General features: G+C 38.9%; 22 protein-coding genes. 5 read left to right on the forward strand and 17 right to left on the reverse strand.

Translation table 11 applies throughout. The features are described from left to right. Positions 1-410: 410 nt before the first annotated feature. From trxB to ACK8HY_RS05460, 7 genes are all read right to left on the reverse strand, one after another. Positions 411-1,367, reverse strand: a complete 957-nt coding sequence (gene trxB, locus ACK8HY_RS05430; protein WP_343559175.1) for a thioredoxin-disulfide reductase — start codon at positions 1,365-1,367, stop codon at positions 411-413. 27 nt (positions 1,368-1,394) lie between these two features. After that, entirely contained in the window at positions 1,395-2,348 is a 954-nt protein-coding gene (locus tag ACK8HY_RS05435) for an exonuclease domain-containing protein (protein WP_416132997.1), read from the reverse strand. A 71-nt stretch (positions 2,349-2,419) separates the two neighbouring features. Then, positions 2,420-3,742: a M16 family metallopeptidase gene (locus tag ACK8HY_RS05440; protein ID WP_416132998.1), complete on the reverse strand. Its 1,323-nt coding sequence runs from the start codon at positions 3,740-3,742 to the stop codon at positions 2,420-2,422. Beyond that, positions 3,732-4,991: a M16 family metallopeptidase gene (locus ACK8HY_RS05445; RefSeq protein WP_416132999.1), complete on the reverse strand. Its 1,260-nt coding sequence runs from the start codon at positions 4,989-4,991 to the stop codon at positions 3,732-3,734. Before ACK8HY_RS05445 ends, ACK8HY_RS05440 begins: the two co-directional genes overlap by 11 nt. Before the next feature lie 16 nt (positions 4,992-5,007). Next, positions 5,008-5,907, reverse strand: coding sequence for an oxygen-dependent coproporphyrinogen oxidase (gene hemF / locus ACK8HY_RS05450; protein WP_416133000.1), 900 nt, complete (start codon positions 5,905-5,907; stop codon positions 5,008-5,010). A 17-nt stretch (positions 5,908-5,924) separates the two neighbouring features. Further along, entirely contained in the window at positions 5,925-6,929 is a 1,005-nt protein-coding gene (locus tag ACK8HY_RS05455; RefSeq protein ID WP_416133001.1) for an NAD(P)H-dependent glycerol-3-phosphate dehydrogenase, read from the reverse strand. A gap of 76 nt (positions 6,930-7,005) precedes the next feature. Continuing rightward, positions 7,006-7,353 carry a Rieske (2Fe-2S) protein gene (locus tag ACK8HY_RS05460; RefSeq protein WP_416133002.1) on the reverse strand — a complete coding sequence of 116 codons (348 nt, stop codon included), beginning with the start codon at positions 7,351-7,353 and terminating at the stop codon, positions 7,006-7,008. Positions 7,354-7,421: 68 nt separating this feature from the next. Here ACK8HY_RS05460 and ychF point away from each other — a divergent pair, with 68 nt between their 5' ends. Continuing rightward, positions 7,422-8,522, forward strand: a complete 1,101-nt coding sequence (gene ychF / locus ACK8HY_RS05465; RefSeq protein ID WP_416133003.1) for a redox-regulated ATPase YchF — start codon at positions 7,422-7,424, stop codon at positions 8,520-8,522. Between the two features lie 264 nt (positions 8,523-8,786). On the opposite strand, the gene ACK8HY_RS05470 is transcribed toward ychF, so the two are convergent. Continuing rightward, complete coding sequence (locus ACK8HY_RS05470) at positions 8,787-9,083, reverse strand: DUF2892 domain-containing protein (RefSeq protein WP_077433033.1); 297 nt, start codon at positions 9,081-9,083, stop codon at positions 8,787-8,789. A 134-nt stretch (positions 9,084-9,217) separates the two neighbouring features. Here ACK8HY_RS05470 and ACK8HY_RS05475 point away from each other — a divergent pair, with 134 nt between their 5' ends. Next, on the forward strand, positions 9,218-10,063 hold the full coding sequence (locus ACK8HY_RS05475) for an ATP cone domain-containing protein (RefSeq protein ID WP_343559164.1): 846 nt from the start codon (positions 9,218-9,220) through the stop codon (positions 10,061-10,063). A gap of 62 nt (positions 10,064-10,125) precedes the next feature. On the opposite strand, the gene ispE is transcribed toward ACK8HY_RS05475, so the two are convergent. The 5 genes from ispE to ACK8HY_RS05500 all read right to left on the reverse strand — a co-directional run bounded on the left by ispE (position 10,126) and on the right by ACK8HY_RS05500 (position 15,278). Further along, entirely contained in the window at positions 10,126-10,947 is an 822-nt protein-coding gene (gene ispE, locus ACK8HY_RS05480; RefSeq protein ID WP_077433029.1) for a 4-(cytidine 5'-diphospho)-2-C-methyl-D-erythritol kinase, read from the reverse strand. Between the two features lie 32 nt (positions 10,948-10,979). Further along, positions 10,980-11,507: an adenine phosphoribosyltransferase gene (locus tag ACK8HY_RS05485; RefSeq protein WP_077433027.1), complete on the reverse strand. Its 528-nt coding sequence runs from the start codon at positions 11,505-11,507 to the stop codon at positions 10,980-10,982. Next, positions 11,494-12,462, reverse strand: a complete 969-nt coding sequence (locus ACK8HY_RS05490) for a ComEA family DNA-binding protein (protein WP_416133004.1) — start codon at positions 12,460-12,462, stop codon at positions 11,494-11,496. The genes ACK8HY_RS05485 and ACK8HY_RS05490 overlap by 14 nt, the downstream gene beginning before the upstream one ends. Positions 12,463-12,572: 110 nt before the next feature. After that, positions 12,573-13,877 carry an efflux RND transporter periplasmic adaptor subunit gene (locus ACK8HY_RS05495; protein WP_077433023.1) on the reverse strand — a complete coding sequence of 435 codons (1,305 nt, stop codon included), beginning with the start codon at positions 13,875-13,877 and terminating at the stop codon, positions 12,573-12,575. 21 nt (positions 13,878-13,898) lie between these two features. Continuing rightward, positions 13,899-15,278: a TolC family protein gene (locus ACK8HY_RS05500; RefSeq protein WP_416133005.1), complete on the reverse strand. Its 1,380-nt coding sequence runs from the start codon at positions 15,276-15,278 to the stop codon at positions 13,899-13,901. Between the two features lie 113 nt (positions 15,279-15,391). On the opposite strand from ACK8HY_RS05500, the gene ACK8HY_RS05505 reads away from it, so the two are divergent. Then, positions 15,392-15,943, forward strand: a complete 552-nt coding sequence (locus ACK8HY_RS05505) for a polysaccharide deacetylase family protein (protein ID WP_416133006.1) — start codon at positions 15,392-15,394, stop codon at positions 15,941-15,943. Positions 15,944-15,946: 3 nt separating this feature from the next. Here ACK8HY_RS05505 and ACK8HY_RS05510 read toward each other — a convergent pair whose 3' ends face one another. From ACK8HY_RS05510 to ACK8HY_RS05525, 4 genes are all read right to left on the reverse strand, one after another. Beyond that, positions 15,947-16,744: a DUF4249 family protein gene (locus ACK8HY_RS05510; RefSeq protein WP_416133007.1), complete on the reverse strand. Its 798-nt coding sequence runs from the start codon at positions 16,742-16,744 to the stop codon at positions 15,947-15,949. A 6-nt stretch (positions 16,745-16,750) separates the two neighbouring features. Continuing rightward, positions 16,751-19,075 (reverse strand): TonB-dependent receptor domain-containing protein, encoded by a 2,325-nt coding sequence (locus ACK8HY_RS05515; RefSeq protein WP_416133008.1) that lies wholly within the window; start codon positions 19,073-19,075, stop codon positions 16,751-16,753. 152 nt (positions 19,076-19,227) lie between these two features. After that, positions 19,228-20,055: an alpha/beta hydrolase family protein gene (locus ACK8HY_RS05520; RefSeq protein ID WP_343559154.1), complete on the reverse strand. Its 828-nt coding sequence runs from the start codon at positions 20,053-20,055 to the stop codon at positions 19,228-19,230. Positions 20,056-20,127: 72 nt separating this feature from the next. Further along, positions 20,128-21,024, reverse strand: coding sequence for a hypothetical protein (locus ACK8HY_RS05525; protein WP_416133009.1), 897 nt, complete (start codon positions 21,022-21,024; stop codon positions 20,128-20,130). Positions 21,025-21,062: 38 nt separating this feature from the next. Between ACK8HY_RS05525 and ACK8HY_RS05530 the strand changes: the two genes are divergently transcribed. After that, positions 21,063-21,953 (forward strand): DUF4377 domain-containing protein, encoded by an 891-nt coding sequence (locus ACK8HY_RS05530; RefSeq protein ID WP_416133010.1) that lies wholly within the window; start codon positions 21,063-21,065, stop codon positions 21,951-21,953. Positions 21,954-22,206: 253 nt separating this feature from the next. After that, positions 22,207-23,160, forward strand: a complete 954-nt coding sequence (locus tag ACK8HY_RS05535; protein WP_077433007.1) for a glycoside hydrolase family 43 protein — start codon at positions 22,207-22,209, stop codon at positions 23,158-23,160. Positions 23,161-23,241: the final 81 nt, after the last annotated feature.

The following is a 23,241-nucleotide window of genomic DNA, read 5'->3' on the forward strand; positions in this document are numbered from 1 at the left end:
TATAAATAAGGAAAAAGGGGGGCTTATCAGCACATTCGCATTCGACAAATGAAAAGGAAGGAATTAAAAATTGGAGTAGTTTCTCCGTTGCTTCTAAAAGCGATTAGATAGTCGTTTTTCATACTTGTTCAAATTTGTAGTCTAGATTTTATGTTCGTTGCCAACGCCAATTGTTAACGACAGAACAAATATAAAAATAGTTTTCAAAAAGACTACTAATTAAGTAGTCTTTTTGAAAACTATTTTTATATTCTCCCTGGACTTATTTATTTTTACAAGATAGATCCATGTAAATAGCAGTTATCAAAAAAAAAAGCCCGATATTAAATCGGGCTTTTTGGACAGCTACTTTAATCCATATATTCTATTGGGAATAATCCGCTGTTGGAATTCCCTATTTGCAGATTGTGTTATTCTCCGCTTTCTTTGGCAGCAAGGTATCTTTCTGCTTCAAGCGCAGCCATACAGCCGGTACCGGCCGCAGTAATTGCTTGACGGAATATATTATCCTGTACATCTCCACAGGCAAAGACTCCAGGTATATTGGTTGCAGTACTATCTGGCTTAGTAATCAGGTAGCCAGTTTCGTCCATATCCAATATCCCCGTAAATAACTCCGTATTCGGTTTATGACCAATTGCAACGAAGAAACCTGTCACTTCCAGATCTTTCTCGGATTGGTCTTTGTTGTTGATGACGCGAATTCCAGTGACTACCTGGCCATCACCTAAAACCTCTTTTGCTTCGGAGTTGTAATGTACTTCGATATTAGGTGTGTTCATAACGCGGTGTACCATGGCTTTGGATGCGCGGAACTCATCACGGCGCACTAACATATGTACTTTCGAACATAATTTTGCAAGATAAGTTGCTTCCTCAGCGGCAGTATCTCCAGCACCTACGATGGCCACTTCCTGATTTTTAAAGAAGAAACCGTCGCATACAGCACAAGCTGATACCCCAAAACCGTTATATTTTTGTTCAGATTCCAAGCCCAGCCATTTTGCTGTTGCTCCTGTAGCAATAATCACTGTATCTGCTGTAACTTGTACTGTGCCATCAATTTCTACACGATGTACATCGCCAGTAAAATCTACTTTGGTCACATAACCAAAGCGCACAGATGTCCCAAAGCGTTCAGCTTGTTCCCGCAGATCTTCCATCATAACAGGACCGGTAATCCCTTTTGGATATCCCGGAAAATTGTCTACTTCTGTTGTTTGTGTCAATTGCCCCCCCGGTACAATACCTGTATAAACCACCGGTTTCATATCCGCACGGGCTGCATAAATCGCTGCAGTATACCCCGCTGGACCTGAACCAATAATCAAACATTGTACATGCTCCACTTCTTGTTTGAATTCCATAATCCTTTTTCTAAGCTATTAATAAAGTTATTTTTTAAATTTATCCTGCAATTCTTTCAGCATATCCAGCGAGATACTTTGAGCTGTCTCTTCTTTCTGTTGATTGAATTCCTTTTTAGCAGTCTTTTTATCCTCTACCGAATGATTAGATGCTGCTTTCGCTTTTTGCTCACTTTTTTCTTTCTTATATTTTATCCAGATATTTTCCAATACCTTTTTGGTGTATAAAGGGAAATCACCGTTCTGCATCCAGGCGTAATAACTTGGTTCCTGCTCAAATACTTCCACAATAGGTTTTCCTTTGTGCTTACCAAAATTGATGGTTTCTAATCCATCTTCATTATATACAATGCGTCCTGCAAAATCTACAGGCTTACTTAAGTTGGTAAATTCGTGTAAAGCAGCGACATCATTGATGACTGGATATGAAACGACCCCATGACGATCCTCAAATGCTGCTCCCTCATATTTGGTCAATTGTGCTTTTAACACTTCGTAAGTAGCACGTACATCTGCTTCGGCGGTATGGGCATTCTCAAGGTTCTCATCACAATAGAACTTATAGGCTGCCTTTAATGTACGCTGTTCCATTTGGTGGAATATATTCTGTACATCAACAAAGGCCCGGCCTTCCAACGAAAAATCTACGCCTGCACGTAAAAATTCTTCCATAAGCATTGGCACATCAAACTTATTCGAATTATATCCTGCCAAATCCGCATCACCGATGAACGCGGCCAATTCTACAGCAATGGTTTTAAATGTAGGTGCGTCTTTAATATCCTCATCACGAATGCCATGAAAAAACGTGGATTCCGCAGGAATAGGTCTTTCCGGGTTAATCTTCTTCGTATATACAGTTTCTTCACCATTGGGCATCACTTTCAAAAATGATACTTCGACAATTCGATCGGTTGCAACATTAACACCTGTCGTCTCTAAATCGAAAAATACCAATGGTCTGTTTAATTTTAATTCCATGCTGGATCGTATGCTTTTTTAACAAAGACCAAAAATACAAAGTTGAATTTGATTTTTGTAGTCTGAGAAATTTAATTTACAACCGCTTGATGAATCGGCTCCATTTGATTGAACTTACCCACAATAACCTTTACCATTTGCTTAAAATCAAGGTATTTATTGGCGATATCACGAACTTTTTCAGGTGTAATATTTTTAATTTCCTCCATGTAATAAGAATAATACTTTAAATTCATATCGTTCAAAAGAACGCTCTTGAATTTATCCGCATGAGAAAATATGCTCTCTAACGATCCCAGCATTGATCCTTCCATATAGGTTTTTACCAAATTAACTTCTTCTACCGAAGCCAATGTGGTCTTTAGCAGATCGATTTCCTTTTCTATCTCGACTAAAGTCGCATTCGTTACATCTACGCCTACTTCTGTCGCAATGGTCAAAAATCCAGTATGTTTTAATGTTGCTACTGCCGACCCAATACTGTAGGTATATCCTTTTTCCTCTCGGATATTACGCATCAGTCTGGAGCCAAAAAAGCCCCCGAGCAGCGTATTTACAAACTGTAATGCGGGGTAATCCGGATGGGTTCTCGATATAGTCTGACTTCCTAAACGAATGGCTGATTGCAGCGCATTTTCTTTCTCTTCATATGCTAAATCGCCCGACTTTTGCGTTAATAATGGGCCATCCGCAGTGGAGGCGGTCCCAAGTTTAAGCCACTCAAATCCAAAGATCTGTTCCAGTTCATTGATGAGATCTTCGGAGACATTGCCCGAAACAATCAAGGTACAATTATCAGGAACAATTTCTTTTCGATACAGTTCTATCAATTGCTCACGGCTAATGGCATCATAATCTTCGAATTTTGGTGTACGCCCATAACGGTTACTTTCACCGAAGATCAGATTATAGAACTTGCGTCTCGCTAGGTAATCATTTTTTTGAATCGATACCTGAAACTTTTGTTTGTTATTACGCAGATAGGTATCAAGTTCATCTTGCGGAATCGATGCTTCCGTTAAAATATCTTTTACAAGTGGTAGTAAAACCTTACTATGTCGATTTAAGGTATACAAAGACAGGGAAGTTACATCGAAAGAATATTCAGGGACAAGAAATGCGCCATAAAAATCTACTTTGTCGGCAATTTCAGCGCTTGACATACTCATTGTCCCCTCTTTAAGCAAGGCACTTAATGCACTGTTAAGCAGCGGGTTTTCGATTTGCCCATCGAGATACTTATTCTCAAAAATCCACTCAATACGGACAAGTTCCTGTTCCGGAGAATGAAATATATACACAGGTAGTCCATTAGCAAACTGCTTTTTGACAGGTTCTTTCAAACTTATATGACCGATTTCACGGAATTCAGGTGCTTTTGTTCTATCCAACATGCCGTACCTCCTCCTCTTGTGCTTTATACATTAATATTGATGCGTTTTCGGGATTAAAAATAGCTTTTGCTTGCTGTTGTACTTCTTCGGCGGTTACAGCCAGATATTTTGACACTTCTGTATTAATGCCATTGGCGTCTCCAAGCAGTTCATGAAAAGCCAAATTCATCGCCTTATCCAGGATAGATAATTCGGCAAAGACATTTGTTGACTCGATCTTATTTTTCACCTTTTCAAGTTCGGAGTCAGACACCAATTCTTTTTTTAATAGATCAAGCTCCGCCCATACAGCACGTTCGGCTTCTTCCAATGATATTCCTTCGGAAGGTTTGCCTTCAATAACAAATAAGTTATTATCGATGCTGCCCATGACATAGGCATTTAATTCACTAAAGAGTTGCTCCTCTTTTACCAATCTACGATAAAGCCTTGACGAAGAGCCTCTGGAAAGGATATCCGATAGCAAATCCATTGCGAAATATCCCTCTTCTAACCGTGCTGGGCCATGAAATGCCATATACAGGGCATCCAAAGGTACCGCTGCATAAGCAGTTTCTCTTCTCAATTCCTGCTGTTTCGGCTCTTGCGGTAACTGCCGATTGTATTTTTGGCCAGGCGCAATATCGCCAAACCATTTTTCCACCAAGGATTTCACTTCCTCATAATGTACATCCCCCGAAATAACCATAATTGCACTCTGTGGGTTGTAATGCAATTTAAAGAAGGCTTTGACATCTGCCATCGTTGCATCTTCGATGTGTTTCAGCTCTTTCCCAATAGTAGCCCAACGATATGGGTGTACCTTATAAGCCAATGGGCGCAGCTTGAGCCAAGCATCGCCATAGGGTTGATTAAGATAGCGTTGTTTAAACTCTTCGCTCACGACATTTCGCTGTACTTCAAGGCTCTGCGGAGAGAATGCCAGACTTAACATGCGGTCGGATTCTAACCAGAGTGCGGTCTCCAGATTGGAAGAAGGTAATGTAATATAGTAATTGGTAATATCATTGCTTGTAAAAGCATTGTTCTCACCACCAACTTTTTGCAGCTCTGTATCAAAATTAGGGATATTAACGCTCCCACCAAACATGAGATGCTCAAACAAATGGGCAAAACCAGTCTGCTCAGGAGATTCGTCGCGAGCGCCGACGTCATATAATATATTCACACAGGCCATAGCCGTGTTGTGATCTTCGTGCACTAATACACGAAGTCCATTTTCTAATGTAAATTTCTGGTATGAAACCATGCTGTTTTTTTCGATTTTATGAAATCCAGTTAATACCTTTTCGCAATAAGGATAAGGTCTTGGCTTCTTCGGAGCCTTCTTCAGGTCGATGGTCATATACCCAATTGGCCTGGGCAGGTAGACTCATCAATATGGACTCTATGCGACCATTTGTTTCAAGTCCAAATTTAGTACCGGAATCCCAGACTAAGTTAAACTCAACGTAACGTCCCCGACGGATCAATTGCCAATTTTTCTGCGCCTCATTATATGTTTTACTTCTATTTTTTTCGACCAGCGCAGTATAGGTCGGCGCAAAGCTACGGCCCAAGTCACAGGAAAATGCAAAAATATCTTCCATAGACATTCCGGTCTTCGCGGTATTTAGCTTATCGTAGAAAACGCCGCCTATTCCCCGAGTTTCCTCCCTGTGGCGAATGAAAAAATAGTCATCGGCCCATTTTTTAAATTCATCGTAAAAGCTCGGATTATGTTTATCACAGACCGATTTTAACTGCTGATGAAAAAAACGGGCATCCGTTTCATTTACATAATGCGGTGTCAGGTCGATTCCCCCTCCAAACCATCGCATTTGTTCATTCAATTCGAAATATCGGATGTTCATATGGATAATGGGCACCCATGGATTATTGGGATGGATAACAATGGAAACTCCGGTGGCAAAGAAATCATCTTCATCAACACCAAAGGCTTTCTTTATGGTTTCCGGTAATTTACCATGTACAGCAGAAAAGTTGACTCCACCTTTTTCCAATATATTACCGTTCTGAATAATCCGTGTACGACCTCCGCCTCCGCCTTCTCTTTCCCATAGTTCTTCTTCAAAACGGGCCGAACCATCCAAACGCTCCAGCGCCTGGCATATTTCATCTTGAATTTCTTTATAAGCTAAAGCAATCGCTTCTTTTGTTATCATCTACTTCGTTGCTAGATTTAAGTTAATTTTTCGCTCAAAGCCTGAATAATTTTGGATGCAGGTTGATGAGCATATAAAATCTGATATACGGCATCACAAATAGGCAGTTCAACAGCATACTTTTCTGCATATTCCTGAATACAAGCGGACGCATAATAGCCTTCAGCGACCATATTCATTTCGAGCTGAGCAGATTGCACACTATACCCTTTTCCGATCATATTCCCAAATGTTCTGTTGCGACTGAATTGTGAGTATGCCGTAACCAATAAATCGCCTAGGTAAGCAGAAGTATTGACATCACGGGATGTGTCGCCATCTACTTTAGCTACAAAACGACGCATCTCCCGAATAGCGTTGGAAACCAATACAGCCTGAAAGTTGTCGCCATAGCCTAATCCATGGCATATCCCCCCTGCCAATGCATAAATATTCTTTAATACGGCTCCAAATTCAATTCCTAAGATATCTTCTGAAAGGATCGTTTTAATAACCCGGGAAGATAAAAATGAAGCCACCAAGGCCGCATTATCCAAATTTTTACAACCAAATGTCAGGTACGACAGCTTCCCCAAGGCTACTTCTTCGGCGTGACAGGGACCACCAATCACACAGATCTGTTTCATATCGATAGCATAGTACTGCTCCAAAAACTCCCCGATAATTAAGTTGTCCTTAGGAATAATCCCTTTGATAGCGGATACAACTATTTTATCCTTGAAGTCTTCCTGGGTGACACCCCTCAGTGCATCTTTCAAATAAGCTGCTGGCGTATTTAAAATAACAATATCTGAATTAGCAACTACATTTTTGGCATTCGTATCAATGCTGGTAATACTCAAATCAACAGCGACCCCACTCAAATAGGTAGGGTTATGTTTAAATTTTTGGATGTATTCAGCATCTTCCTCTTTTCTAATCCACCAAAAAATATGTTTATCTTGGTCATTTTCGCATAGCATCTTAATCATCGCCGTCGCCCAGCTCCCGCTACCTATTATACCAATCTTTTTCCCCTGCATGTTTTTAATTTGTTTTCGAAAGCAAATATACTTATTTACTGCTTAGATATGCGATTGCATGGAGAGATATGATACTTTAGTTACTTTTAGAACCTAGAAAATTTTGCCAAAAACCTGTCTCAATACCTACAAAATAGGCGCTGTCTTCTTCTTTGACCGGGTATATATGAATAAAATCATGTTGAGCAGGATTGCCTTTCCCTGTCACAAGATCAAACTCATGCCGATGAAAAGGACAGATCACTTTCCCTCGTTCACACCAACCATTTTTTAAGGGAGCTCCTGCATGCGGACATTTTCTGGAAAACGCGTACAATTGATCTTCAAACCAAGTTAGACAAATGGTCTTTCCACCAACCTTACGCTCGATTATCCCTCTATCTTTTAAAAATTGGGCATCGTCAATTTTGTACCACTGAAGCATAGTACAAGATAGTTAAAAATTACAGTGAATTTTCTATCTTTGTGCAATTTCAAAAATTTGCACTATATATGGCTTTACAATGCGGTATCGTAGGTTTACCAAACGTTGGTAAATCAACATTATTTAACTGTCTGTCGAATGCGAAAGCACAGGCAGCAAACTTTCCATTTTGTACTATTGAACCAAATGTTGGGGTAATTACCGTACCGGATGCCCGTCTAAATAAATTAGCTGAATTAGTCAATCCACAACGTATCGTTCCGAATACCATTGAAATCGTTGATATCGCCGGATTGGTAAAAGGCGCATCAAAAGGAGAAGGATTAGGGAATCAGTTCTTGGGAAATATTCGTACGACAAATGCGATCATTCACGTTTTGAGATGTTTTGATGATGGCAATGTCATTCATGTGGACGGTTCAGTAGATCCAATCAGAGATAAAGAAATCATCGATACCGAACTGCAATTAAAGGATTTGGATACGGTCGTAAAACGTATCCAGAAAGTGGAGAAAATGGCAAAAACAGGCGGTGATAAAGATGCAAAAAAGACTTTTGATATACTTTCCATTGTTAAAGAACATTTAGAATCTGGAAAATCAGCTCGTACAGCCGCTATTGAAGCTGAAGATTTTGAATTTATTCAAGACTTGGCTTTATTAACAGCGAAACCGGTCCTTTATGTATGCAATGTTGATGAAGGTTCTGTTAATACCGGTAATGCGTATGTTGAAAGTGTAAAAGAAGCGGTTAAGGATGAGAAAGCCGAAGTTTTAATCATCTCAGCACAAATTGAATCTGAAATTGCCCAACTGGAGAGCTATGAAGAACGCAAAATGTTTTTGGACGATCTTGGTTTAGAGGAATCCGGTGTCCATAAATTAATTAGAGCGGCGTATTCACTCCTGAATTTAGCTACTTATTTTACCGCTGGTGTTCAGGAGGTACGTGCCTGGACAATTGAAAAAGGTTTTACTGCCCCTCAGGCAGCGGGTGTTATCCATACAGATTTTGAAAAAGGTTTTATCCGCGCAGAGGTAATTAAATACGATGATTTTGTCAATCTTGGCTCAGAAAGCGCGGTAAAAGAGGCCGGCAAATTAGCTGTAGAGGGAAAAACTTATATTGTTCAGGACGGAGACATTATGCACTTCCGTTTCAATGTGTAAATAGCTGATAAAAGTATATTTTAAAAATTAAGCTGCCGAAAAGATGATTTTCGGCAGCTTAATTTTATCCAATATTTTTAGGATCTAAATTTCAACTATACTTGTTTCATAGTTGTACTGCAACAACAGGGAACCGCGGTAAGCCCAAGTAGAGATGCGCTCTCGATTGTTACCATGAAGGTTAAAGCTTGCAAAAAAGTAAAATTTGCAGCTTGTACAAATGATATAACAAGATAATTGTGGATGAAGTATAGCTCGCCAGGGTTATTTAACAAAATAACGATGCTCAATTACTTCGACTTTTTTAACATCCTTATCTTCCAGCATTTTTTTGACATCACAATGCCCGGTTACGCCTCGATAAATTAAAGTCCCACCAAGCGTCAATCCTGAAAGCCCTGTCAGCGGTGATTTAAATATTTTTTTTACGCCCAAACCTAAAATAAAACCGCCGGCAATTACAGATAACACGCGTTCAGAAGCGCCAATATTCTCCTCAATGCAATCATCCTTTATCTTAGCCTTAATCTTGTCAAATGCAAATGTCAATAGGTTACTCATAATTATCTCTATTTAAGTATTGTTTCTTTATGTAAACAAATGGTGGTCCAAAAAAGTTTAGAAATAGAATATTAGTTTTTATACGATTTCTCGGATTACATCTCTTATATTCGTATTTATCAAATTAAATATTCATGCAAGTCAAAAAATATTCCGGTGAATTAGTCCCCTTTAATGGAGAGGCTTTAAAACACTCTCTTTCCCGTTCTGGAGCAAATACCGATCAGGTGAACGAAGTATATAGTAGTGTTGTAAGTGAATTATATGACGGCATTTCGACCAGAGAGTTATATCAGCTGGCTTTCGATAAACTGAAAACTGTCCGAAATTCTTTTGCTGCGCGATATAGCCTAAAAAAAGCATTACGTGATCTTGGACCTGAAGGCTTTTATTTTGAAAAATATATTTCCCATTTGCTGCGTTCGATCGGTTATGAAAGTACCACTGGGCAGATGGTACATGGCCATGCTGTTTCCCATGAACTGGATGTTGTGGCTTATAAGGACGGTAAATTGATGACGGCGGAATGTAAGTTCAGGAATGATATTGATGCCAAGATTTCTGTTACAACGCCAATGTATTACCTCTCAAGGTTCAAGGATATCAGTGGAATTGACTATAATTTTTTTGGCAAAAAATTGCAGTTTCAGGAAGGCTGGCTTATTACCAACGCTTATTTTACCTCAGATTCGATCGATTTCGCAAACTATTATGGCATCAATTTGCTCTCATGGGATTATCCCAAAGAAACCAGTATCAAAAGAAGAGTAGATAAAGCAGTATTTTATCCCGTCACCTGCTTAACCACGCTTTCGGACCTGGAAGAACAGCAACTGTTGAAAAACCAGCTGATCCTGGTAAAAGATCTTGTAAATAATCCGGATAAGCTGGATATCCTTGGACTTAACACAGAAAGAAAAGAGAAGGTCCTCAAAGAAGCGCGTGAATTACTAGATTATAAAGTGGAAGAAGAATATTGATATCAGCAGTCAAAAAAGCAATAGGCCAATATCTCGGCCTATTGCTTTTTATCAGGTTAATATCATTTGTTTAATACAGTGGGGTAATAGACCTTACCGTATTTGGAAAATTCGTTTAAATCCATCTTTTCCCAGAAGATAGCATAGATTGCAGCACCGGAGCCAGACATTGAGGTATAGATAGCGCCTTTGCGATACAAAGCCTCTTTAATTTCTTTGAGCAGTGGATAACGTTCAAAAATAGACTCTTCAAAATCATTTCGAATATGAAATTTCCACTCCTGAATAGGCAATCGAATTGCTTCTTCCAAATTGACAGCTGAAGGCATTGGTTTCACACCGCTGTAAGCTTCGGCAGTGGAAACATGGATATCGGGCATAATAACCGCCATATGGTATTCACTCAGATCGAGTGATATCTCCTTAAAATCTGTCCCTATTCCAGTTGCAAACACAGGAGTATTTGCAATAAAGAATGGGCAATCTGCCCCCAATTGGGCTGCGTATTTCATTAACTGAGCATTTGTTAAGTTTAATTGAAACAGATCATTGAGTCCTTTCAATACAAAAGATGCATCCGCTGATCCGCCGCCCAGCCCAGCTCCGATCGGAATCTGCTTGATCAGATCAATAGAGACGGCCGGGATATCAAACTCATTTTTTAACAGTCCATAAGCCTTTATACAGAGATTATCCGCGGTATTACCTGGTATGCGATTACCTTGTACACTCAATACGCAATGCTCTGCATCCGTCTCTAATAGCTCGATAATATCATAAATTGGTAAGGGATAGAAAATACTATTCAGTTCATGATAGCCATCCGCTCGTTTAGCGGTAACCTGCAGCCCAATATTTATTTTAGCATTTGCAAAGAGTATCATAAGATCGTCTAAATCAACACTTAGATTTTATATTAATAGCTCACCAATGAGGAGATCCTGTCACTAAACCGGGACAATCTGCCTTTTGCTTTGAGAAAGTCCAATGAAATGATAAAACTATAGGCTGCAATCACTCCGCCCAATTTTTCAATAAGTTTGCTTGCCGCGACGACAGTTCCACCCGTTGCCAGCAGATCATCATGGATCAGAATACGGCTACCTTTTTCGAAGGCATCTTCATGGATTTCTATTGTTGCCTGACCATATTCTAATGCATAAGACTCGGAAATAGTTTTAAATGGTAATTTCCCTTGTTTACGAATAGGAATAAAGGGCAAGCCGAGTCTGTTGGCAAGTAAAAAGCCGAAAAGAAACCCACGACTTTCAATACCTGCAATAGCATCGATTTCTATTCCTTGAAGTTGGTCAATAATCGCGTCGATCATTTCATTACATAGTGTAGCATCTTTCAACAAAGGGGTGATATCTTTGAATACAATACCCGGTTTTGGAAAATCCACAATATCCCGGATTTCCAATTTCAATTTATCTTGAATCATTCTCAAATATTAAATACGGCGCGATTTTAGCAATAGCAAGATCCGAAAGTGTACCTATCTTGGTAAAGTCTTCTATATTGGTATAATTCCCATGTTGATCTCGATAATTAACTATTAACTTCGCATCCTTCGGGCTAAGATACGGATGTTTGCCCAATGAATTGGCATCAATCTGGTTAATATTGATTTTTTTGATTCCTTCTAAATTAGACACTGTAATATAGTCCTTAATGAGGTCGTATGTCTCCGAAGTAACACCATAAACCTCCTTTAATTGCTCAATCCTATAGAAGCCGCCAAGTACCTCTTTATATTTCAAAATACGTTTAGAAAGAATTGTTCCGATCCCTTTGAGGCTCATCAAGGCTGTTGTATCACAGGTATTAATATCGATAAGTTCGGCATGGTTGGTTTCAAATTTATCGTAAAGTAGAGGAGCTTTAGCTGTTGCGCCCGCAACTATTGTCTCCGCTTGAATACGGATATAGGGTTCGAGCTTTTTATATAATTTTGCATTGATGGAATAAATTTTCCGAACATCATTTTTATTTTTAAACCGCCCCCCTTTTTTCTCGTAATTCTTGATCACCGCAATTTGCTTATCCGAAAGACCAAGCCTACGCCAGCTATCGATGGATAAATTATTGGGATCAAAATAAAACAGCTTGGTATCCCTGTTGTCATCGTCAGCACCTATATCCCGATCTATGGGAGCTGTTTTCTTTTCCAGATGGACATCAGCTACTTTAAATTTCCTATTGGGATAATCTACGGCATCAGCTGAATCGCGAAATGACTGCTCAAAAACCCGAGCCTGATGAACTATGGGATCATTTTTATCGTTTCTACTGACAAGGGAATATATAATACTAAAGAGAATGATTACTACCAATATAACAAAGAACCCATTTTGCTCTGTTTTGTTAAATTTAAAATAAGTCAATAGCCTTTTCATAAGCTGTCAGTGGTTGGGTTATGTAAATTTAATAAATTAAAAGGAAAATAAAAAGGGAGGTGTTTAAAAAAAACACCTCCCTTTTATAATTATATTATACGGATATCATTTTATAACAGGGATTTATCTACTTTTTCCACTTTACTACCATCCTTCAGGGTTTTGGAAATTGCATCGAATGGTCGCGAAACGACCTGATCTCCCTTTTTCAATCCAGATAGGATAATAATATTTTTGTCGTCTTGGATTCCCGTTTTAATAGGAACCTGTTTTACAGTCTGATCTTTTAAAACAAAGACATATTCCTGTATTTTCTTATTTGTATTTGTAGAATCCTTATCATCCGATCGCACAGTAACCGATTGGATAGGCACCACTAAGCCTTTGTCATGTTTTGTAAAAATCTGTACTGTAGCGGATAGTCCGGGTTTGAACGGTGAAGCGACATTTTCTTTGATCAAATCCTGATAAGATTCTGCACTGATACGCACCTTTACATTAAAATTTGTTACTTGATCTGTAGACGAGGTTGTCGCAGTTGTCGTAGCGATATTTTTGGAGGAGCTAGCAATTTCAGTAACAATACCTTTAAATTTTCGGTCCTGAAAAGCATCCACCTCAATTTCAGCTTGGTTACCTACTCTTACGTTGTTAATATCGTTCTCATTGACATCCACATTTACTTCCATCGAAGACATATTAGCAATGCGCATAATTTCCGTACCAGCCATTTGAGCTGTTCCCACGACACGCTCTCCCTGTTCGATCGACAATAAAGAAATAATACCGTCTGTTGGAGCATAGATAGTTGTCCTGTTCAGATTATCCTGGGCTTCTTTAACAGAAGCTTGAGATTGATCTATAGCATACCTAGTTGACCGTACCGTCTCCCTTTGGGCCTGAATTGCGGCAAGGGTCGAAAAGTATTCGGAAGAACTTTTGTCCATTTCAGCAGCAGAAATAACCCGTTTTTCAAAAAGCTCCTGATTCCTCTTGTAGGTTGCTGCTACATTTTTAAAATTTTCTTCCTGCTGTTTGAGTTGTTGTTGGGCAGCCGCCAGGTTGGCACGCTGTGAATTCATCGCAGCTACAGAACGATCGTAGCCGGACTGTAAGATATCAGGCTTTATCCTACAGAGGATTTGTCCTTTCTTCACAAAATCTCCTTCTTTGATATTAAGCTCAACGACCTCACCCGAGACCTCGGAACTCAGCTTAACTTCAATTTCTGGCTGTATTTTTCCACTGGCAGACACCAATTCATCCACATCTGCTTCCTTCACAACGTCTACAGCGACTTTAGTAATATCTCCTTTTCCAAACCAACCGGCCTTAAAGCCGATAAAAACAAAAATTGCCAGGAGCGCTATGACTATTAATAGAATCTTTACTACACTACGTTTTTTCTTTGCCATTGTTTTTGTTAATCAAATAGGTTAATTGTTGTCGAATTGAATTGGATTTCCTAAGTAATAATCGATAATCTTGGATCTAAATATCACGTTATATTTTGCCTGAATTAGATCAAATTCTGCTTTGTTTCGTTCGGTCTGCGCCGTAAATAATTCCAAAGAATTTGCCATACCGATATCGTACCTTTCTTTCGTTGCTTTATAAGCTGTTTCAGCGCTTTCAAAAGCTGTCGTTGCCGAAGTATACTTCTGTTTGGCGGCACTTACGTCCAAAATCGCCTGATTGACAGCTTTATTTAAATTGTTCTTTGCTAATTGCTCCGCTGCCTCAGCCTGTTTGAAACCAATTTTGGCCTTCGCTACATTAACTTTATTCTGATTCTTGGAAAAAATGGGAACAGCGAGCGATAAACCAGTGAAAAATGATTTGTTATCCGATATTTGCCGGCTAAAAGGCACGCGATATGTCGTTGTGATATCTAATGGATCAGTTTGCCTAGTTGTTGCAGATGAATAATTTGTACCATAGCTCACACTTAAATTAAGCGTTGGATAATACCCACCCTTTGCAATATCAATTTGTTTTAATGCGGCTTCTTTATCCAAAGCAGATTTGTGAATATCAGGTTGTCTTGTCAATGCTTTTTGATATACATCTACCGCATTTTTATCTACCGCAGTTAACAAAACTGATTCTAAACTTGGGCGTTCCAAAGAAATTACTGTTTCAGGAGGCATTTCCATCAATTGTTTCAAGGTTAACAAGGACATCTCGTATGCATTCTTCAAATTCACTTTGTTCAATTCATTCGTAGCAACCTGATTTTTTGATTTTGCAAGGTCAGCAATAGTCTTGTTTCCGACAGCAAATTGAATAGAGTCCAATGAGAATTGTTGTTTCGACAAGGCAATCTGATCTTCACTAGCGATCATTAATTCATGATTTGTGATGGCTTCCAAATAATTCACCAACACATTTAGAATAAGATCATTTTTTATCTTGTCGACCTGCGTCGCTGCAGACTCCAACTGTAATTTATTTGCTTTTATTTGATTGACTTGTTGAAAACCTTGAAATATATTCACGCTTGACCCTACCGATCCAGCGGTCGTTCTAGTCCATGCATTGTTGACAATTTGTGCCGAGGTCAAATCGAAGGCAAAACCATAGCGAAAATTTTGATCAACAGAAGCGTTTAAGTCCGGCAATAAATTACTTTTCGCTTGAAACAAATCCTGAGCTGCCAGATCTTTGCTCAGTTCGGCCTGCTTTATCTGTACATTGCGTTCCAAAGTCATACGTATAGCCTCGGCTACGCCGACGACCTGTTGGGCTTGGATGAGGCTGTTCGTTCCAAAGAAAAAACCAGTAAATACTACTGCAGAATAATAAAATCTTTTCATGTTCATATGTAGAACCATACAATTTTTATAGATTTGAACTTCATTTATCGGTTATGTATTTTGTCAAATCCCCTTTCTTCCTTCGTTGGCTTTATCCCAAATCAATCTGGCATATGCCGAGGACGGAAAAAAAAGTCTATCTCACTTTTGATGATGGTCCAATACCTGAAATTACACCTTTTATACTCGATATCCTAAAAAAATATCAGGTTAAGGCAACATTTTTTTGTGTTGGTGAAAATATTAAAAAAAATCCACATTTGTTTCAAAGAATTTTACAAGAAGGACATCAGGTTGGCAATCATACCTACAATCATCTCAAGGGTTGGGAGACAAGTGACGAAACCTATATCGATAATATCAGGCTATGTCAGGAACTAACGCAAACAGATCTTTTTCGGCCACCTTATGCTAAAGCCACAAAATCACAGCTTAAAAAATTATATAAAAATTATCGTGTGGTGATGTGGGATATTATGTCGGGTGACTTTGATCAGAACCTAAGTCCAGAAAAATGCCTTGAGAACGTACTTCCCAACATACAGAATGGCTCAATCATCATCTTCCACGACAATATCAAAGCGATTCCCCGTGTGGAATACGCTTTACCTAAAACGATTGAATTTCTCCTAGAAAATCAGTATCAAATAGCAAGAATGGAATAAATGTCAGGGTCTACTCCCAGATAAAACCACTTCAGATTCATAATACTTGCCCACACTCACACTAAAATATCCTAAAACATTATTGGATAGATTTGAAATCGGATTTGCTGGAGATGCTGCGCCTGGATTAATCATCTGGAAGCTGTTCCAGTAATTGTAAGCCCCCAGGTCGATACATTGACGCAATACCCGTATTCTGTCTCCTATCTTAAGGTCTCTATCGCGATCGACAATATCATGCTGTACTTGCAATCCATTATTATATTTATCGCTAAAAACATCAACAAAGCGCAATTCACCACCATTCACGGACATTTTATATTTGTAATAATTTCCTTTTTCCGGAGGATCATTAAAGACCAATGTAGGATAATAGATGGTGTCTGTAAATATAATGCGTTCGGAGAGCCCTATCGAGTCGACATCAACATAGGATGGTACCGTCGAGGTTCCTTCAATTTCTTTTCCATCCACAGTTTTTACATACAATCGATAGCTGTTCTTTTCCTGCAGCCGCAATGTTTTATTGGTATACACACCGTTGGCTCCAGGTAAAAAGATGTATATCTGGTTATTTTGCAGATTTTTCACGGATACTTCCGCATCCGTTATGGGCGACAACATCGAATCTTTTAAACCCACTACTTTCTGAATACTGATCTCATGCTGCTTATCCGACACCATCAGATCGGCGGTGATCACCAGCTGCCCTGTATTTTCAGGCAATTTAAGGTCAATTTTGTCTTCACAACCAATCAAAGTCATCCAAGTTAATGCGATCAATCCTATTATCTTTCTCATGTTGTGTTAAAATTTAAAGTTCCAGGTAACAGATGGTATGGCACCAAACAATGCGATCCTATAGATCTCGGTCACATTAGATTGACCTTCTTTCTCTCTAAAATCAATTAAATAAGCATTTTTGCGATTATAAGCGTTATAAATTCCAAAAGATAAACTTGAATAGGTATTTTTTGTACGCTTGATATCATAAGTTGCAGCCAGGTCCAAACGATGATAAGCTGGCATACGCTGGCCATTTCGCTTATCGTAATAGAATATCGTTCTATCGTCAACAAAATATTTACCAGCAGGCATTGTCACAGCATCCCCGGTATAGTATACAAAGTTCGCACTCAGATTCCATTTAGGCTTCAATTGATACTGTGCCACAACAGCTATATTATGAATCTTATCCTGACGCGCATTAAACCACTGTCCATCATTGATCTGCTCGAATTGTCTTTCACTTCTGGACAGTGTATAGCTGATCCATCCATTAAACCTTCCCGATCTTTTCTTTATAAACCATTCCACACCGTATGCCCTTCCTTTTCCAAATAGTAGTTCGCCATCCAAAAATTCATTGGCCTGTAAATCGGCTCCATTCCTATAGTCGATCTGGTTTCTCAGATCCCTATAGTAACCTTCTACTGAAAACTCATACCTATTGGACGCAAAATTCCGGAAATAACCCAGCGAATACTGTGTTGACAATTGTGGTTTAATGGTATTATTGCTTAATACATACTGATCAGTCGGCAAGCTACTTGTGGTGTTACTCAACTGATGTAAATACTGTACATTCTTGTTATAAGATGCCTTTAAGGTAGTCAATTCATTCAAGGCATAGTTCAGCGATATACGTGGTTCCAGATAAACATATTTTTTTCCCATTGCTCCACTCCCCACATAAGTTGAATCAACAGCTTCGCCTGCATGATCGTAGGTATAGAACATACCTGGCCCTAAAGCGGCATAAGCTGTCGCCCTAATACCGTAATTCAGTTTGAACTTATCATTTATTGACCAATCATCCGAGAAATAAGCAGCAATATCCGCTCCTTTGCGCTCTTGAATACGTAATGAGTTTACTTTAGAATCTTCACCGGCTTCAATACTCGCCGGACGAATTTTCTGTAAAGCTGCCTGCAGACCAAATTTTAGATTATGGTGATCCGAGAGGCTATATTGAAAATCCTGTTTAAAGTTATAATTGAAGATATCTGAGCGGATCTTGAAGTTATTATCGTCTTCGATCTTCACCTGATAGTTAAATTTACTGAAGATCAATGTGGTATTACTGAACAGGCGGTTATTCCAAACATGATTCCAGCGCATCGTTCCGGTCGCATTCCCCCAACTGAAGTCAAATAAATCATGGTATGCCATGGCATCCTTACCGAAATATCCTGATAAATAAATGGTGTTTTTATCGTTAATTCTATAATTAAATTTGGCATTTAGATCATAGAAAAATAAAGCACTATTTTTAATATTTTCATCATTTGAGAGCTTCAGGAACAAATCGGCATAAGTACGTCTACCGGATATCATAAATGAGCTCTTTCCCTTTTGTAATGGCCCCTCTACCTTCAGCCGTGACGCAATTAGCCCCAGTCCCCCTTCGACATTAAAATGTTGATTATTCCCATCCAAGGTTGTTATTTCCATGACCGAAGAGATCTTACCACCATATTGGGCGGGCACACCTCCTTTATAAAAATTGACGTCTTTGATGGCATCGGAATTAAAGGTCGAAAAGAAACCAAAAAGGTGAGCACTGTTGTAAACCGGAGCCTCATCCAACAGAATCAGGTTTTGATCCCCACCACCTCCACGTACATAAAAGCTGCTACTTCCCTCGCCTCCACTCGCCACTCCGGGAAACAATTGGATCGTCTTCAAAATGTCTTTCTCACCAAACAATACAGGAACCTTCTCAATCTCCTTTGGGCTAAACTGAGTCAAGCCCGGAGTCAGATCTTTGATCGATTTTCTTCTATTTCCAGTAACAACTACCTCTGCCAATTGGTTCTCTTCGGGTACCAATTGTACAATATAGGTCGAGTCTTTTCCCATCGTCACAGGCAATATTTTGGTTTTATATCCTATTGAGGAAACTTCGAGGAAAGTATCAGCTCCGCGAAGGGACAAACTAAAAAAGCCGTATTTATTGGAAGCCGTCGATTTTTTCTCTAGGTCATTCCGGACCAAAGCGCCAATAATATTTTCACCGCTGATGCTATCCCTGATAAATCCCGATATAGATTTAGATTGTTGGCCATAGGATTGCTGTGCGCAAAACAAAATAGAAGAAAAATAAAAAACAACCTTTAGAGGTTTAAGCATAGCAGATTGAAATCAAAAATTTATTGAAAATAATAAAAAAGCCTTACAATTTGTAAGGCTTAATAATAAGTTTATAATTTGTTAGTCAAGATCTTCTTTAAACAAAAATAGTATTTTATTCATTTAAGCCAAATATTTATCTATTTTTCTTATTATTTTTTTTCTACCGGATTGAAAAAATCATAGAAAAAGGCCATTTGATAGACAATGGAGCGTGACCAATACGCCCAATTATGTCCGCCTTCACTTGTAACGAAGGTATGATTTATATTATGATACATGAGCTTATCGTGAAGTGCAATATTGACTTGATAGAAAAAGTCCTCCTTTCCACAATCAATAATTAACCGAAGTTTATTATTTACTAATTTAGGAATCATATTGATCACCACCCGATCGTCCCAGGCTTGCGTCGAATCGGCATAATTCCCGATACGATCCTTAATTTCCCAGTTTAAAGGAAATGGTCTAAAATCTACCCCGCCGGCAGTACTGCCTGCTGCACCATAAAGATCCTGATGTTTAATCGCAAGTGACAAAGCTCCATGCCCACCCATGCTAAGCCCTGAAATCGCTCTTCCTTTACGGTCCTGAACTGTCGCATAATGACCATCTATATAATCAATCAGCTCTTTTGCGACAAATGTTTCGTATTGGTAATTTCGATCATTTTTTATATCCCAATACCAACTGCCATATCCTCCGTCCGGACAAACAATCATGTATCCATACTGATCTGCCAAAGCAGCCACATTGGAATGCTTCACCCAATTACTATAATTACCTGAATATCCGTGAAGTAAATAAAGAACCGGATATTTCGTATCTGTCGAATAACCTTTCGGGAGTATTACGACTGTTTTGATATCTTTTGCCATGCTCCGACTCGGAATACGCAAAGTATCCACTTTGGCAGCTTTACTAACAGCGACAATATAAAATAGCGCAAGTGATAAAAGTAAAAATTGTTTTAAATTCATTATATCAGTATTTGGATGTAATTATTCTACTCAGACCAATATTATTGATCCAATTTTCTGAATCAAGTCAGCTTATTTATCAATGGATTTAGAGCATCTTTCAAAATAATAAAGATAAGATTTTAAACCAAATGGACGCTCGCTGATGGTATAAAAACCAGCGTTGTTATTATCAAAAGTAAGCGCTTCTCCTTGCGGCTCTACCTTATAAGGAACTTCGATTGGCCTTCGGTTTAGCGCCTTTTGCCATGACTCGCCCGAATTCCTTTTCCAGTAAAAAATATGCGTGATATTCTTGATAAGCATCTCTTTTCCGGAAGGATTAATAGCCGAAGCTGTAGCAAAAGTAAAAGGAAGTTCAGCCACTTTATCTAATGTAAAATACTGTTGATTTTTATTTCTGAAAACTGGCGCACTATATACTGTAGACCGAAATTCCCGCTTAGAAACGATATACAACATATTATCGCGCGGATCCACCATAATAGACTCGGCATCCAAACGTTTTTGTCCGGGGAATTTAAGAAATATGGTTTTAATATTCTTTTTTGATATCATTGAAGAATCTTGCGGTGAAGGTTCTGGAAATACATATAGGCTTGCCCAAGTCCGCTTGCCAAGATTATTGCCTATATCTGCTAAAATCAGATAAATTTTACCATCAATTTTTACGCGGTCGATATCCTCACAGTCTGTCACAGTCACACCTTCAAGCGTAAATCTTTTGAGTAGATTGGCCTGCCGGTTGATCAGATAGATATTCGCCCCGTCACCACTGTCATTATGCACCCAAAAGCTTCCCTCCCCCTGAGCTGCTACAATTCCTGATACTTCTTTTAGCTGCGGATCTGTTATTTCACCTAAGGGGATTTGTGTTTTAAAATAATCCTTGTTATTTTGGGCAGATATCCGCAAGCCGGACAAAAAAAGTACAATCATTAAGAGTACTTTTGTTCGTGCAATATTCATGTTTAAAGATACGTTTTTATTGATATTTTATGCCCGTTATGAACAAATCCCTTAAATATATCTTATTTTTTATCCCCTTATTTCTAATCCAATATACGACACAGGCACAGAGCAGCGTATTCCGGATAAAAGTTAAATCAGGGCTTGACAATACACCGCCCTATCTCGTAAAGTATTACAACAGTAAAGACTGGGAGAAATTCTATGCTGAAATCCTGCAGTTTAATTATAACCCAGGGTTTGAGCACAATATCCGTGTAAAAAAAACGACAACTGCCCAAGTTTCAATCTATACACTCCAACAAATCATTAATAAATCACCGGCTGAAAATACTGAAATCGCAATTTGGGATGTGGCTGAGTATTATGTCAATAATCCAATGTCAGGCAAATTGGCCTGTCTGCAGATAAAATCCAACAAAAAAAACAAATGGGAATATATCGCAGGCCCTATTTTAGGTTTTGATTACCAAGAGCAATATCGCTATCGTATCAAAGTGAAGCAAACGAAAGTAAAAGATACCGACAGTTTACGCTACGAATTGATGGATATTATTTCCAAAGAAAGGGTAACCGAACTGCCCAGTGTAGCTTCTTTTCTCGCAAGGTTCAAATGGAATTTGCTTCAATTAAACGGGAAAGATGTAACGAGCAGCAAAGCCTATATTGGCTTTGACGCGAAAAACGGAACAATCGCCGGATCGACAGGCTGTAATAATTTCTGGGGAAATTTTAATATAAAAGGCAATTTGATCAGCTTTCCACACCTAGCAAGCAATATGAAATCCTGTAATGGTCCCAATAATATTGAAAATGACTTTTTTGCGATCATTGAGCAAAAACAAATTCAATTTGATATCGCCGAACAAACCCTAAACTTGTATATCGACGGAAAATTAGTTATGATTTTTGGCTTAGAGCGCGAATAAAAAAAACACCCGAAGTCTGGGGAACTTCGGGTATCTTAGCCATATTATTAACCTATTTTATGAAAAGTATTTATGCCATTTGGAAATGACATAAACAAATATGTGAAATAAATCGGAAAGAACCGAAAGCTACACTTCATTTTAACATAATTTTAACACTTTAAAAATATTGAGAAAAATTGGCGTAAAAATGATATTTTTTGGAACATTAGGGCAGCAAAGTTGTAGTATCTTAATGGTTTAAACCATAACGATGATCAGAACATTTTTTACGACAGCCGCTTTATTTTTGACAACGATGCTCTTTGCCCAAGAGAATCCGATTATTCGTGGCAACTACGCCGATCCTGAAGGAATTATCTATGGCAATAATTATTGGATTTTCCCCACCTACTCAGCTCCCTATGAAGAACAGCTGTTTTTTGATGCCTTTTCCTCGCCCGATCTGGCCCATTGGACAAAGCACCCGCGGGTACTCCAAAATAGTGAGGTAACATGGGCAAAAAAAGCAATGTGGGCACCCGCTGTTTTGGAAAATAAGGGCAAGTATTATTTATTCTTTAGTGCTAACGATGTTCACCAGGGCGAAATCGGCGGAATCGGCGTGGCCGTAGCCGATAAACCCGAAGGGCCTTATAAAGATTTGCTAGGCAAACCACTGATCAATGATATCATCAACGGTGCGCAGCCCATTGACCAATTTGTATTTAAAGATCGGGACGGAACGTTTTACATGTATTACGGTGGCTGGAAGCACTGTAATATGGTAAAACTGAAGCCGGATTTTTCGGGTCTGCTCCCATTTGATGACGGAACCTATTACAAGGAAATTACACCCGAGAACTACGTGGAAGGTCCATTTATGTTTATTAAAAATGGCAAATACTACTTTATGTGGTCCGAGGGTGGTTGGACCGGACCGGATTATAAGGTAGCTTATGCAATTGCGGACTCTCCGTTCGGGCCGTTTAAACGTATTGGAACAATTCTCGAGCGCGACCCAAAAGTTGCTGTTGGGGCAGGCCACCATTCTGTTATTAAAGTGCCCAATAAAGACAAGTATTTCATCGTCTATCACCGCAGGCCATTAGGTAAGGAAGGCGCCAATGAGCGTGTCACTTGTATAGATGAAATGAAATTTGACGAAAAAGGTCATATTATACCCGTCAAAATGACCTTTGAAGGAGTCAAATATCCATTAAAATAAATCAACCCTCTCTGTATAATACAAGCAACCCAACCTAAACAGAAGAGCCCCGATCAAAAACCGGGGCTCTCATTATTTAAT

This window comes from Sphingobacterium sp. NGMCC 1.201703, assembly GCF_047784615.1.
Classification (GTDB): Bacteria; Bacteroidota; Bacteroidia; order Sphingobacteriales; family Sphingobacteriaceae; genus Sphingobacterium.